Raw genomic sequence first — 15,384 nt, forward strand, 5'->3', positions numbered from 1 at the left:
GCTTATCGCTTATAATCTGGTTCGCTTAGAAATGGTAGCGATAGCAAAAGAAGCCAAAGTTGCACCCACCCGTATTAGCTTTACCGCAGCGATAAGCTTGATAGACACTCAATTAAGATGGCTTGCTTTATCACCTGATGGGAAGTTGCCAGCTAAGCTGAAGCAAATGCGGGCCGATATAAAACACTTTATCCTTCCAGATAAAAGAAAGCACCGAACATATCCACGTTCAGTGCTCTATATACCCAGCCGCTATCCACTTAAATATAAGCAGTAGTGCTTATCCGAATAGCATTAAATCAATAGGATTGGCTTTTTTATTGTAAACAACTTATCGCGATATGGATTAGAGCTCAACTTTCTCCATTTCAAGTTGTTGCAGAGATATAACCGCTTGAGTTCTATTTCTTACACCTAACTTTCTAAAAATCGCTGTAGCATGTGCTTTAATTGTCGCTTCAGACACTCCTAGATCATAAGCTATCTGCTTATTGAGTAGGCCTTCAGCAAACATCTGCAGTACTTTATATTGTTGTGGTGTTAAGTCAGACAGTTTGCTGGCGACAAGATCTGTCGCATCTTCTACTATCTCCTGAATTTCAACATGTTCAGGAAGCCAAACATCACCATATAGCACTGAGGTTAGGGCCGCTGCCAATGTTTCCATAGACGCGGACTTAGGAATAAACCCTGAGCTACCATAATGGACGGCGCGACTTATCGTCATGTTATCTTCATGGGCAGAGATAACCACCACCGGAAGATCGGGAAAATGGGTTCTGAGGTGGATTAATGTAGAGTAACCATGGGAGCCTGGCATTTGAAGATCCAGTAGCACCAAGTCATATTCTACATCTCTTTTCTCAAGTTGGATTTGCAGTGCATCAGCACTGTCAGCTTCGAACCACTGAGTATCACTAAATGGACCACTTAACGCTTGGCGTAGGGCGTTGCGAAAAAGAGGATGGTCATCTGCGATAATAATATTTAAATTTTCTAGCTTCATGGCTTTATATTTGATTTCGTTGCGCGTGAAGATTACGACAATGTAACAGAAAAAGTGAGTGGGATCCTATTGGTTTATCGGGAAACTGCTCTTACCTGCTATTTTTACAGTATTTGTTAGACTTTGGTCTATAGCGGGTTGGGGGAAGTTTATAAGCAAGTTGCTTAAAATCTACTTGCTAAAATTGAGCTGCCTAAAACCGAGCTTGGTAAATCAACTTCAAGCTCGACTTGTTAAGAATAGCGGGTTTTATTCAGTCCAGACTTTAGTTGGCTGGCGGTCATCATCAACGGCAACAAAGGTAAACACACCTCTGATTGCGTGTTCTCTATGGTCTTGATACATATCTTCGACAAAAATATTTACTTCAACTTTTAATGAGGTGTTGCCGACGTGGATCACTTTGGCAATGATTTCGGCAAGCGTACCGGCTGGGATCGCTTTTTTGAAATCAATTCTATCTGAGCTTACCGTGACTAGGGGTTTACGGCAGAAACGCGTCGCGGCGATAAACGCTGTTTCATCCATCCAAGCTAAGGCTTCACCACCAAATAGTGTGTTGTGATGATTCGTTATAGATGGAAATATTGCTTTAATTACACGAGCTTCTGAATGTTCAATACGTGCGCTCATAGCATCAGTTACGGAGAGAATATTTTGGGTTAATGGCATACGGCAACCTAAGGTTATGCTTTATATCGTGGGGAAGCGTTAAAGAGATAATTATAGTGAAATTCAAGCTTTAAAGGAATGATTATAATTGGCCAACTCACTTGTTTGATTTATAAACGATTTAGTTTAAATGAACCTAGATAGCTTAGTTTGACATACGTGTTTAACCTTTCGCAATTTTGGGTAAGATAATTCTTCGTGAAATAACTGATACTCATTAATAAATAATATCTAGGTTTTAATTGTTTTAAGTTGGTTAGCGATTGATTATTAGATGTAATTTTAATTTAGTTATAAGCGCGAAGTTTATTGTTATATTAAATAAATAAACAATCAAGTATTTTGAGTGTAGATTAATAGCATCTATCTACTTCATCACTAATAGCATGAATGGATGGAATTAAATACCGATGCAGTTATCTTTGTGGTTATGTTGTTGAGTTTTGTTGTCTCTATATTTAGGTTTTCGGTACAACTAAATAATAATAGGAATAATCGAATGAGTAACAAAACTGCATATTTAGGCAGGCGGAATCGCCTCGCTTTAATAATAAGCACATCGCTGTTAAGTCAAGCCATGGTAAATCAGGCCTATGCTGTTGATTGTCAAGGCGTCGCACCTTGGTCTGCCGACACGGTATATGCCAGTACAACCCAAGTCACCCAGGAAAATACCCTCTATCAAAACAAGTGGTGGACAACCAATGAATCGCCTGCAGGCTCAGGTGAGTGGGGTGTTTGGGAGGAGCTAGGGTTATGTGATGGAGCGGCTAACCAACCCCCAAGTGTGAGTATCCTGACTCCTCTAAATGGCTCTAGCGTTAATTTAAATGATCAAGTGGTGCTTAATGCTGAAGCACTAGACAGTGACGGTACCGTAGAAAGTCTGGTTTGGACAGCTAACGGTGCGGTCATTACCAGTCCTTGGTTGGCTGACACACAAGGTGCGGTAGTGCTAACTGCTACAGCGACCGATAATGATGGGGCTGTTACTGAGCAACATACCAATATCACTGTCTTAAGCAGCCTCAATCAAGCTCCTGTTACCACTATTGTTTCGCCCTTAAATGACAGCGCTGTCAGTGCGGGCGAACAGCTGTTAGTCATTGCAAACGCGTCAGATCCCGATGCGGGAGACAGCGTCGTAAAGCTTGAGCTATTGGTTGATGGTATTGTCGCCAGTACTGATCTAGATGCGCCTTATGAGTTCAGTTGGGTGGCAACGAGTGTGGGTAGCCACTCACTGCAGACACGGGCTTTTGACAGTCAAAACGACAGCGCTGTTTCTGATGTGGTAACGGTCAATGTGACAGCGGCTAACCAGCTGCCTTCAGTGCAGCTTGTATCGCCTGCTGCAAACTTCACTCTGGCTGAAAATGGTGAGTTGGCCATAAATGCTGATGCTCAAGACAGTGATGGTAGCGTGGCGAGTGTGAGTTTTTATGTAAATGGTTTATTGATTGAGACCGATACCAGCGCACCTTACTCGGCATTGTACACCGCTATGCAGACCGGCGACCTGTCTATTACCGCCCAAGTCACAGATGATTTAGGGGCGAGTACACTTTCAAGTGCAGTAGTTGGTTATGTGGGTGACAGACCGACAAGCCATGAGGCTTGTCGACCTGATGGGCTAGAGGGAGACTCTGTATATTGTGATATCTATGATGAGCAAGGGCGTGAAAAGATGGGCGCTGATCATGCTCGTCGAGTCATAGGTTATTTTACCTCATGGAGAAATGGCACCAATGGTCAACCAAGTTATCTGGTTAATGATATTCCATGGGATAAGATCACCCATATTAACTATGCCTTCGCCCATGTTGATGGAAGCAACAAGGTCTCTGTAGGCAACCCTAATAGCTTAGACAACCCCGCTACAGGCATGACTTGGGATGGCGTGGTTGGCGCTGAAATGGATCCTGAGTTTAGTTATAAAGGGCATTTCAACCTGCTTAATAAGTACAAGAAGCAACATCCTCAAGTGAAGACACTGATCTCTATCGGTGGCTGGGCTGAAACAGGCGGCTACTTTGATGAAAGTGGTCAACGGGTGGCAAGTGGTGGCTTCTATGAGATGACTAAGACGCAAGCTGGCATCAATACCTTTGCCGATTCAGTGGTGGAGTTTCTACGTACCTATGGTTTCGATGGTGCTGATATCGATTATGAGTATGCAACATCAATGGCTAAGTCTGGCAACCCAGATGATTTTGCTATTGCAGAACCGCTAAGAGCCAGCTTATTTGGTCAATATGATCTGTTAATGAAAACCCTACGCGAAAAGCTTGATGCTGCCAGTAAGCAAGACGGTAAACATTACATGCTAACTGTCGCTGCGCCAGCTTCGGGTTATCTGCTTCGTGGGATGGAAGCGTATCAGATGTCGCGATTCCTAGATTATGTCAACATCATGACCTATGACCTACATGGCGCATGGAATGACTTTGTTGGGCATAACTCTGCGCTTTATGACACTGGCGAAGATGCAGAGCTCGCATTTTGGGATGTTTATTCCACTGCGCAATATGGCGGAATAGGCTACTTAAATACCGACTGGGCTTATCATTATTTCCGCGGCGCGATGCCAGCAGGTCGTATCAATATCGGTCTGCCTTACTATACCCGAGGCTGGCAGGGCGTCACTGGTGGAACAAATGGTCTGTGGGGCAAAGCGGCATTACCTGATCAAGCTAGCTGTCCTGTAGGTACCGGAGAAGGTGATAATAGCTGTGGCTATGGCGCACAGGGCATAGATAACCTCTGGCACGATCTCGATAAAGATGGCAATGAGATGTTTGCCGGCTCCAACCCAATGTGGCACGCCAAAAACCTTGAGCAAGGGTTAAGTGGTAGCTACTTAGGCAGTTATGGGCTTGATCCTGCCAATGACCCCGCCGATGCATTAACCGGTGTCTATGAGCGTCATTATGACAATGTGGCTCAGTCTTCATGGTTATGGAATCCCTCTAAGCAAGTGTATCTCTCTACCGAAGATGAACAGGTGATGAATGCTAAGGTTCAATATGTGGTGGATAAAGGTATTGGCGGCGTGATGTTCTGGGAGCTTGCCGGTGATTTTGATTGGTACCCAGAGCGTAACAATGGTCTGGGTGAATACTTTATCGGTGAGACCATGACGACCATTGCCTATGATAAATTTGCCAGTGCAACGCCTTATGGTAATAGGGTGAGCAATTCACCATCTTTGCCTAATTCATTAGCATTAAGTGTGAGTTTATCCGGATATAAAGTGGGCGACAGTAATTACCCCATTACGCCAACGTTGACCATCACTAACAATAGCCAAAGCACCATTCCTGGTGGTGCGGTGTTTGAGTTTGATATCTCTACCTCAACCTCATCGCAAATTAGTGATCAATCGGGAATGAACTTAAGCGTTATCTCTGATGGCTCAAATGCAGCGTCGGGCAATGTCGGTGGATTAGAAAATGATTTCCACAGAGTTCGTTTTACACTACCAAGTTACAAGTCTATTGCGCCGGGAGCCGACTTTGGTGGCACGATAAAGTATTACTTACCGGTATCTATGCCGTCGAATTTCACTGTCTCGTTTGATGGTGTTACCTATGACTTTGGTCAAGGTGATAATACGGTTCCAGATGAGTGTGAGCTTGATCCTACCGCGCCTGGTTGTGGTGATACCACGCCGCCAACAACTGACTTATGCAGTGACGCGAATGTCGACCCATCTGTTATCCCAGCTTACCCGAACTTTCCACAAACTGACTGGGCCGGCAACCCAAGTCATGCATTGGGCGGAGATAAGATGAAAGATGACGTGGCTGTGTTTGTTGCGCTTTGGTGGACCAATGCGAAACCTAGTGCATCAAGCGGTGATTGGGACTTTGTCTGTAACATCAATTAATCACATATCGACCATGGCGGGAGCCCCGCCATGTTTGTTTGTCGACAAAGTAAAGCGCCTCATAGAGTTTGAGGCCTTCTTTTATTCAGGTGAGCATCTATTTGCTCCTCTGGATACATAACAAAGTTGAGATAGCTTATGAAACAGATAATTCCCTTAAGTGCTTCAATGTTAATTGTAAGCCTAGTGATTAGTTTGCTACTAGCTGCAGATGTAAATGCTCATGGGTATATGGAGAGCCCTAAAGCAAGGCAGCAAATGTGTGTTGATGATGGTGGCTATTGGTGGCCAGATGATGGCTCCGCGATCCCCAATTTAGCCTGCCGAGCTGCCTTTTTGGCAACGGGGACAAAACAGCTAGTGCAAAACAATGAGTTTTCAGAAAATGTCGTAGATTATAACAATCTTGATGCAGTGCAGCAGGCGATACCCAATGGTCAGCTATGTGCTGGAGGTGATAGTGAGAAATCTGGCATGGATCTGCCATCTCTCCACTGGCAACGCACAGATGTAACACCAGATGATAAAGGGCAGATAGCGATTACTTTTGATGCCCATACGCCCCATAACCCAAGTTTTTGGGAGTTCTACCTGTCAAATGAAGACTTTGATGCAGCAACTGAATCACTCAGCTGGGAAAAGCTCGAACATATTGCTCAGTTTGGCGATGTTGCTGTGAGTGATCTTAATGGTAGGAAGGTGTATCAAATGGATCTTGATTTACCACAAGGTAGAGTAGGGGCTGCAACCTTATATACGCGTTGGCAAAGGGAGGATGCGGCTGGAGAAGGTTTTTACAACTGTAGCGATCTGAATATTGTTAATGAAACTCAACCAGTAGAGTGGCGCCAGTTAGCTCAATATGTAGACAATGGACTGACTGCCAATGTCGATGATGAGATCTGGTTTCGTTTGTTTAGCGCTCAAGGCGATGAACTGATTTTTGAGAAATTAACCATAGATGCTAACAACCAGTCGACTGAGATATGGGCGCAGCAACTGGCTGAGTCAGTTTTACACTTGCACAGCGACTTGGTACAGCTAGGCGTAAAACAAAGCAATGGTGACATCACTTACTCTGAAGATTTGGCCTTGAATAAAGTCTGGACGAAACAGGCTGAATTGTCGTTCAGGATGGATGTTAAGTCACCAACCGAGCCTCCGAATCCATGTCAACGTGTAACATGGAATGCCAATACTATCTACAACCTTGGTGATGAAGTGATGTATAAAACGGTGATCTATCAAGCACAGTGGTGGACTAAAAACGATCTCCCATCATCTTCAGGTCAATGGGGGGTGTGGCAACCACTCGATGGGTGTAGTTTCTAGTAACTTTACATTTAATCGTAAAAACTATGATCTCAAACAAGTTAAATGATACTCATTATCATTTAGCTTGTTTCTTCCTTGGGTTCCTTTGTACACTTCGGTAATGATAATTATTACTATTTACAACATGGTTGTTAAGGAATTCACCTGTGATTAAACCTCGCTCTTTATCACTTACCGCTGTTGCTGTGAGTGTTGCATTATCAACGCCAGTATTGGCTGATGATCAAGCTGCTATGGCAGTCAGTCAAGCGCCTGTCTTTGAAACGATTACTGTAACCGCTACACGTACCGAACGCCGTTTAATGGAGAGTCCGTTATCTTCATCGGTGATCACCAGTGAAGAGATAGAAACCAGTGCGGCAGCAAATTTAGCCGATCTTCTTAAAGATGTGCCCGGTGTCGAGGTTACAGACGCTGCGACAGCTGGCATGAAACGGATCAAAATTCGTGGCGAAGCCTCCCGTAGGGTCGCTGTGCTCATTGATGGTCAGGAGCTCACTGATCATTCAAGTTATGGGGCTCCTTTACTATTAGACCCTGCAATGGTCGAGAGAATAGAAGTGATCCGAGGTACGGGATCTGTGCTTTACGGGCAGAAAGCGCTGGGCGGCGTGGTGAACTTTATTACTAAGAAGGGAGGAGATTCCCCTTTTCAAGCGAGTGTCACAGCGGGCTATGACAGTGCAACTCAAGGTCAGCAATATAGTGCATCTGCATTTGGCGCCGTAGGAGACTTAGATTATCGTCTTTCTTGGTCCGATAATGATCATGATAATCGTCAAACTCCAGAGGGGGAGCTAGATGAAACCGCCTATGCTAATGACAGTATCATGGCTTATGTGGCTTATCATTTTGGCGATCATGCGCTAGGGGCCAGCTATGATGAATATAATATGAGTTCTGAAATAGCCACCGGAATGCCAGGTTTTAAGCTGGATATGCCACAACGTGATAGAGAGAAGTACGCTGTATTCTATGAGGCTGACAACTTACCTGGCATGATGAACAAGCTGCATCTTGATGGATATAAGCAGACTATCGATAGGCTGTTTGTTCAACATATGGAGATGTCGGTTCCTATGCCGCCACCCATGAACGCAAATATGCTCATTGATACACAAATTGATGAGCTGCTAGAAACTTCAGGAGTAAACGGCCAGTTTGATTTCAACTTAGGTCAAGCGCACTACTTGATTGCAGGTTTTCAATATGCCAAAGATGAAGTTGATAAAAGTACGCATAATCTCACCCAAATGACCGTGGTGATACCAGGTCCTATGCCGCCACAAGTATCCGTAACCGATAAAACCGATGTAGAAAGTGCTCAACTGACCACCTCTGCTATTTATCTGCAAGATGAGTGGAGTATTAGTGACGATTGGCTGCTTACTGTAGGGGCGCGTCACTATTGGATTGAGTCAGAGCTGCTCGCTTCAACAAGGGGACTTGCGACAACAGACAGTGATGATAGCCAACTCGTCGGCTCAATTGCGACCAACTATGCATTGAGCGATGATCAAAATATTCGCGCGTTAGTGTCACAAGGATACGGTTATCCAACTTTACTACAAACGGCGATGGGCGCCACCGCAGCAGGCACTTATATTAACCCCAATGCAGATCTTAAAGCGGAAACATCGGTTAATTATGAGCTTGGTTATCGTTTTAAAGATGGTTCCATCATCATAGATGCCACCGCTTTTTATACCGATGCAGATGACTATTTAACGACGGTTAATTGTGCTGCGACACAGTTAACCTGCATCAACCAGCAAAGGGACGATATCTATATCAATGCCGATAAAGCCACGAGCAAAGGTATTGAGTTAGATAGTGCTGTTGATTTCGAAAACATCAGGCTCTATTTAAGTGCGACATGGTCCCACCGTGAGCAAACGAGGGGGGAGTTTACTACTGATAAAACCGGGCTACCTGCATTATATGGGCGAGGAGGGGTCAAGTTCACCTCAGAAAATGACACCTTAGGTTACTACTGGTTAGATGCCTATATACGCGCAGCAAGTGATGCAGATGAGCAAGATTCTATTGGTAGTGATGTTGAGCATTTCGCAGGTTGGGGAACGGTTAACTTAGCCATGGGCAGTCGATTTGGCAAAGATGAGTCGATGATGGTGAGTATTGAAGGCACAAACTTAACCGATAAAGAGTATCGACCAGCATCTGAAAGTTTACTGGCGACTGGGCGTAGCATTCAAGCCAAGTTCTCCATGCAGTTTTAAAGCAGGTTATCTACCGCTAGCAGGGACTAGAGCCCTGCTTTTACCTCTTAGGAGCGAGTTAACTCACCAATGAAAAGTGCCATGTCAAAAATTGCCAGTAAACTCCACAAAATATTAAGCCTTATCTTTATGCCGTTATTAATCATTTTTGCAGTGAGTGGTATCGGCTTAAATCATCCAAGTCTAATTCAATCGGTATCATTGCCGATAACGAGTTTGCCTACTAATTATCATTTTGCTAACTGGAATCGAGGGGCTATCCAAGTTTTGGTGGAAGATGAAAATGGAGGTGTATACGCTGGTGGCAAGAGTGGTCTAGGCTATTTTTATCAAGGTCACTACCAACAGATCACTAATCCTTTAGCGAGGCATGCTTGGCAAAACCTCATTTACAGCTTGTATTTAAATGACAACGAACTTTATATCGGCAGTCGCGATGGTTTATTTCGGTATTCTCTTGATACTCAGCAATGGCGCTATTTTGATCAAACTCAAGATCAGAGGATCGTCTCCATTATTAAAGGGTCAGAGCAACAGATTATTGCGGTAGCAAATCATCAGTTGTTTACCATTGAAGAGGATAAAGCCCGAATCTTTAACATCTCTCTTGCTGAGTCAAAGCAAGCTGTCCCCCTGTTTCGGTTTATCTTTGCACTTCACAGTGGTGAGATCTTAGGTCTTCCTGGACGCTTGCTGATGGATGTGACGGCATTAGCTTTAATCTACTTTTGTCTCAGTGGGCTTTATTACTGGCTGTTTCCGAAAGCAACGAAGCGAAACTTACTGTCTAGAGAGAGAAAAATTAAAGGAGGGAAGCTGTTTAGGTTTATGGCTAAACACCATAACAGCCTAGGGTTAATCTTTATGCCTTTACTCATCATTTGCGCGACAACCGCTATGGTGATGCGGCCACCTGGATTGCTGTTTATCGTTTCAGCAAACTCTCCAATCGACTTCAATGCCGAACAGGCTACGAGTAAGCTCCCCTACAAAATCACTCAGGCTGCAATGCTAGATGAAAAATTAGTTCTGTTAACTCGTGATGGTGCCTACAGCGGAGCAGTTAAAGAGGGAAGCCTGTTAATGCCGATGAAAGCCTCTGTACCCATTCATGGTATGGGGGCGACAATACTGCAGCCATTAAACAAAAATGAGTTGTTAGTTGGATCGTTTAGCGGTCTTTTCAAATGGCGGATCAATACTGATGAGTTTCAAGCAGTTCAACCCAGTGAGCAAAGTGAAGGCTTAATGCCAGTTGCAGCATATAGTCATTTGGATGAACTGATTGTATTTGATTATCATCAGGGAAAGATATTAGATGCAGAAAAGCGGTTAAGTGAGATGCCTGTAGAGCTCAATGAGTATGCAAGAATGTCATTGTGGCACTTTCTGTTCGAGTTGCATAACTTAAGAATTTTCCAGCATTATATCGGCCCCACTTATCTGATTGTGCTATTGCTTTCAGGCCTAGGTTTACTGATTATCACTATTACAGGCACGATTCAATATCTAAGAAAAAGAGCGAGAGATAGGGTAAGAGACAGGCGTTTGCTTTAAAAAGAGTCATAAAAAAGGGCTTCAACAATGAAGCCCTTTTATCGCAATTTTTTAAAGCTGATTATGCGAGTTTATTCATTCGTGCTCTAGATGCTTTGGCTAGGTCGCGAAGCAGCTTTTCAGAGTCAGCCCAATGTAAACAAGCATCTGTGATACTCTTGCCATAGACAAGTGGCTCGCCAGGGATCACTTTTTGATTACCCTCTTCGATAAAGCTTTCAGCCATAATACCTGCAATAGCAGTAGAACCTTGAGACATCTGCTCCATGATGCTGTCTGCAACTTGAAGTTGTTGTGCGTGTTTCTTTTGGCTGTTGCCGTGACTAAAGTCAACGACCATACGATGAGACACACCAACACTCTTTAGCTGCTCTGCTGCAGTATTGATGTCTTCAGCATGATAGTTTGGCTGCTTGCCGCCACGAAGAATGATGTGACCATATGGGTTTCCGCTCGTGCGGTATACCGCCATAGCACCATCTTTATCAGGCGAGTAGAAGATATGTGGCTCTTTTGCCGCACGTACTGCATCGATAGCGATATTGATATTGCCATCGGTACCATTTTTAAAGCCGACGGGACAAGAAAGCGCTGAAGCCATTTCACGGTGAATTTGGCTTTCAGTTGTGCGTGCACCCACAGCGCCCCAAGTGATAAGGTCGGCAATATACTGACCATTCACCATATCAAGGAATTCAGTGGCGATAGGCAGCTTAAGCTCTGTGATCTGTTGCAACAACTCTCGAGCTAAACGTAACCCTTTATTGGCATTGAAACTGCCATCGAGATCAGGATCTGATATCAATCCTTTCCAGCCTACTGTGGTACGTGGCTTTTCGAAATAAACGCGCATCAAAATACAAAGATCATCTTTAAGCTCCATATGTAGCTTAGATAGTCGCTTGGCATAATCAATTGCAGCTTCTGTGTCATGAATTGAGCAAGGACCAACGATCACAAGTAGTCGATTATCTTCACCCGTTAAAATGGCTTCGACTTCGCGTCTTTGCTGTACCAGATAATCGGCAGCTTCTTGTGTTAGGGGATACTCTGAAGCTAATTTAGCGGGAGAAATTGCCTTACATAATAAAGTGGTGCGTAGTTCGTCTGTTTTAATGGTCATTCATTTTACCGAGCGTTCGTATGGGCATTTAGCCTGATTGCTTCGGATTATAACGAATAGTTCAGAGTTGCACAGCGCCTTAGGGGGAAAATAATGGGATATTTTCATGCGCTGTGCTGTTTTATTTACAAAATCACCGTATTTATTTAAGTACAGTTAATACGATAAGTACCGTACTAGAACATATGGCGCTCTAAACCTGTCTCTGCCAATATCTTCGTCGCTATCTCTTCAACAGAGTGATTGGTGGTATTCACAAACGGGATACGCTCGCGTTTATACATCATCTCTACCTCTTTTACTTCCAAGCGACACTGTCTTAAAGAGGAGTAGCGGCTGTTCTCCATGCGGCTCTGACGTATCTCGTGCAGACGTTCAGGATCGATAGTTAGACCAAATAGTTTTTTCTTATTACGTTTTAATGCATCAGGAAGTTTGAGGTTATCCATGTCATCTTCAACAAATGGATAGTTGGCTGCCTTTATACCAAATTGCATTGAAAGGTAGAGGCTACTTGGGGTTTTGCCACAACGAGACACGCCAAGTAACACAAGATCGGCTTTATCTATATTCTTTAGTGTCTGCCCATCATCGTTATCCATCGTGTAATTAATGGCATCAATACGTGCTTCATAGCCATCATTTGCCTTGCCGTGGGTACGGTGAACGACAGGAGAGGCCTTAATACCCAATTGTTGCTCTAAAGGAGCGACAAAAGTGTTCAAAAAGTCATAATCTATCCCTTCGCTGCTATAGATGATGTCTCTAATCTCAGGTTTGACTATAGAATGGAACACCAGTGGTCGTTCACCTGTTGTAATAAAACAATCATTAATTTGTGCTTTAATAGCATTAGCTTTCGCTTCTGTTTCAACGAAAGGAATTGTAAGTGCGTCAAATTCAATAGGAAATTGAGAAAGAACCGCATGGCCAAACACTTCAGCTGTGATCGCTGTCCCATCTGAGATATAAAAAACTTTACGTAACATTTTGACCTCTTGTAGTAATAAAATTACAAATAAAATTATAGATTTACGCTTCCTGCGATGGAGTGTAAAATGCCGCTGCCCTCCTGTGAAGGGGCCACACTGAAATAAACTTGCGGAGATAGAACTGTGCAGCAATATGTACTCTGGTATCAAGAATTAGGCATGGGTGACGTCAACAAGGTAGGCGGTAAAAACGCTTCTCTTGGAGAGATGATTAGCAACTTAGCTAATGCAGGCGTACAAGTGCCGGGCGGTTTTGCAACCACATCTTACGCGTTCAATGAGTTTCTTGAACAAAGCGGACTGAACCAGAAGATATACGACATTCTAGATGTTTTAGATGTAGATGACGTGAACGCACTCGCTACAGCCGGTGCACAGATCAGACAATGGGTTATCGATACCCCGTTCCACCCCGAATTTGAAGAAGTTGTGCGTAGCTCTTACGACAAACTTTCTTCTGAAACTAATAATGCTTCTTTTGCGGTTCGCTCTTCAGCAACTGCAGAAGATATGCCTGATGCTTCATTTGCTGGTCAGCAAGAGACGTTCCTGAACGTTAAAGGTTATGACTCTGTACTTGTCGCGATTAAGCATGTTTTTGCATCACTGTTCAATGATCGTGCTATCTCTTACCGTGTTCACCAAGGTTACGACCATAAAGGTGTTGCGCTATCTGCTGGTGTTCAGCGCATGGTTCGCTCTGACACTGCAGCTTCTGGTGTTATGTTCACCATGGACACTGAATCTGGCAACAATGACGTGGTATTCATTACTTCATCATTTGGTCTAGGTGAAATGGTTGTTCAAGGTGCGGTTAACCCTGATGAGTTTTATGTGCATAAGCCAAGCTTGACTGCAGGCCATAAAGCGGTTGTTCGCCGTAACATTGGTAGCAAGTTGATCCAGATGGTTTATTCAGATGATCTTGAGCATGGTAAACAAGTTAAGATTGAAGATGTTCCAGCTGACATGCGCCGTGAATTCTCAGTGAACGATGAAGAGGTCATGGAACTTGCTAAGCAAGCGATGATCATCGAAAAGCACTACGGTCGTCCAATGGACATCGAATGGGCTAAAGATGGCAACGATGGCAAGCTTTATATCGTACAAGCACGCCCTGAGACAGTACGTTCTCGCGAAGATGTGCAACTGATTGAGCGTTTCCACCTTAAGACAAAGAGTGAAGTCGTTTCTGAAGGTCGCGCAATTGGCCATAAGATCGGTAACGGTGTCGCTAAAGTCCTGGCTTCAATCGAAGATATGGACCAGATTAAAGAAGGTGACGTACTCGTTACCGATATGACAGATCCTGATTGGGAACCTATCATGAAGCGCGCAAGCGCTATCGTTACCAACCGTGGTGGCCGTACTTGTCACGCTGCAATTATTGCACGTGAGCTTGGCGTTCCTGCTGTTGTTGGTTGTGGTGACGTGACTGAGCGTATCAAGAATGGTCAGGAAGTGACAGTTTCTTGTGCTGAAGGTGACACAGGTTTCATCTACGACGGTATTCAAGATTTCGATGTGGTTCGTTCACGCGTTGATTCTATGCCTGAATTGCCGATGAAGATTATGATGAACGTCGGTAACCCAGACAGAGCATTTGATTTTGCTCGCCTGCCTAACGAAGGTGTTGGCCTTGCTCGTCTTGAGTTCATCATCAACCGTATGATCGGTATTCACCCGAAAGCCTTGCTTGAATTCAATGATCAAACTGCTGAACTTCAGCAAGAGATCCACGAGATGATTGCAGGTTACGAATCACCAGTTGAGTTTTATATTGCTCGTCTGGTTGAAGGTATGGCGACTATCGCATCAGCTTTCCATCCGAAGAAAGTGATTATTCGTATGTCTGACTTTAAGTCGAACGAATACGCTAACTTAGTCGGTGGTGACAGATACGAGCCAGAGGAAGAGAACCCAATGCTGGGCTTCCGTGGTGCAAGCCGTTATATCTCTGAATCTTTCCGTGATTGTTTTGCACTTGAGTGTGAAGCGATTAAGCGTGTTCGCAACGAGATGGGTCTCACTAATGTTGAGATTATGATCCCGTTCGTACGTACGTTAGGTGAAGCTGAGCAGGTTATCGACCTACTGAAAGAGCAAGGTTTAGAGCGTGGTAAAGACGGTCTTCGCGTTATCATGATGTGTGAACTGCCATCGAATGCATTGCTTGCTGATCAATTCCTAGAGTATTTCGATGGATTCTCAATCGGCTCAAACGATCTGACTCAGCTTACGCTTGGTCTAGATCGTGACTCTGGCATTATCAGTCACCTGTTTGATGAGCGTAATGACGCAGTTAAAGTGCTACTTGCTATGGCGATTAAAGCCGCTAAAGCTAAAGGTGCTTATGTTGGTATCTGCGGCCAAGGTCCTTCAGACCACGCTGATTTTGCAGCTTGGTTAGTAGAGCAGGGCATTGATACGGTATCACTAAACCCAGATACTGTTATCGATACTTGGTTATACCTAGGTAAAGAACACGGTTAATTATTCCTTAAATAGAATAAGCTAATCTTAAAAGCCGCTATATAGCGGCTTTTTTTTATGGATTTTTTTTATATAAT

The 15,384-nt window shown here is 44.0% G+C and carries 9 protein-coding genes and 1 pseudogene; 6 read left to right on the top strand and 4 right to left on the bottom strand.

Annotated elements, in window-relative coordinates; genetic code table 11:
• Positions 1 to 277: pseudogene (locus tag BM736_RS14725) on the top strand (IS4 family transposase); the annotation flags it as partial.
• 69 nt (positions 278 to 346) lie between these two features.
• Here the strand turns inward: BM736_RS14725 and BM736_RS14730 are convergent.
• Positions 347 to 1,006 (bottom strand): response regulator transcription factor, encoded by a 660-nt coding sequence (locus BM736_RS14730; protein WP_076413545.1) that lies wholly within the window; start codon positions 1,004 to 1,006, stop codon positions 347 to 349.
• A 249-nt stretch (positions 1,007 to 1,255) separates the two neighbouring features.
• Positions 1,256 to 1,678 carry an acyl-CoA thioesterase gene (locus tag BM736_RS14735; protein WP_076413547.1) on the bottom strand — a complete coding sequence of 141 codons (423 nt, stop codon included), beginning with the start codon at positions 1,676 to 1,678 and terminating at the stop codon, positions 1,256 to 1,258.
• A gap of 499 nt (positions 1,679 to 2,177) precedes the next feature.
• On the opposite strand from BM736_RS14735, the gene BM736_RS14740 reads away from it, so the two are divergent.
• From BM736_RS14740 to BM736_RS14755, 4 genes are all read left to right on the top strand, one after another.
• Positions 2,178 to 5,567, top strand: coding sequence for a glycosyl hydrolase family 18 protein (locus tag BM736_RS14740; RefSeq protein ID WP_076413549.1), 3,390 nt, complete (start codon positions 2,178 to 2,180; stop codon positions 5,565 to 5,567).
• 138 nt (positions 5,568 to 5,705) lie between these two features.
• Entirely contained in the window at positions 5,706 to 6,899 is a 1,194-nt protein-coding gene (locus tag BM736_RS14745) for a lytic polysaccharide monooxygenase (RefSeq protein ID WP_076413551.1), read from the top strand.
• Positions 6,900 to 7,048: 149 nt separating this feature from the next.
• Positions 7,049 to 9,142: a TonB-dependent siderophore receptor gene (locus BM736_RS14750; protein ID WP_076413553.1), complete on the top strand. Its 2,094-nt coding sequence runs from the start codon at positions 7,049 to 7,051 to the stop codon at positions 9,140 to 9,142.
• A gap of 81 nt (positions 9,143 to 9,223) precedes the next feature.
• Positions 9,224 to 10,699 carry a PepSY domain-containing protein gene (locus BM736_RS14755; RefSeq protein ID WP_179079061.1) on the top strand — a complete coding sequence of 492 codons (1,476 nt, stop codon included), beginning with the start codon at positions 9,224 to 9,226 and terminating at the stop codon, positions 10,697 to 10,699.
• A 61-nt stretch (positions 10,700 to 10,760) separates the two neighbouring features.
• On the opposite strand, the gene BM736_RS14760 is transcribed toward BM736_RS14755, so the two are convergent.
• The gene (locus tag BM736_RS14760) at positions 10,761 to 11,822 is read right to left on the bottom strand and encodes a 3-deoxy-7-phosphoheptulonate synthase (protein WP_076413556.1); all 1,062 of its coding nucleotides are present in this window, start codon (positions 11,820 to 11,822) and stop codon (positions 10,761 to 10,763) included.
• 176 nt (positions 11,823 to 11,998) lie between these two features.
• Positions 11,999 to 12,811, bottom strand: a complete 813-nt coding sequence (locus tag BM736_RS14765; RefSeq protein WP_076413558.1) for a pyruvate, water dikinase regulatory protein — start codon at positions 12,809 to 12,811, stop codon at positions 11,999 to 12,001.
• A gap of 126 nt (positions 12,812 to 12,937) precedes the next feature.
• Between BM736_RS14765 and ppsA the strand changes: the two genes are divergently transcribed.
• Positions 12,938 to 15,307: a phosphoenolpyruvate synthase gene (gene ppsA, locus BM736_RS14770; protein WP_076413560.1), complete on the top strand. Its 2,370-nt coding sequence runs from the start codon at positions 12,938 to 12,940 to the stop codon at positions 15,305 to 15,307.
• Positions 15,308 to 15,384 lie beyond the last annotated feature (77 nt).

Origin of the sequence: Shewanella sp. UCD-KL12 (assembly GCF_001957125.1) — a bacterium.
Taxonomy (GTDB): domain Bacteria; phylum Pseudomonadota; class Gammaproteobacteria; order Enterobacterales; family Shewanellaceae; genus Shewanella.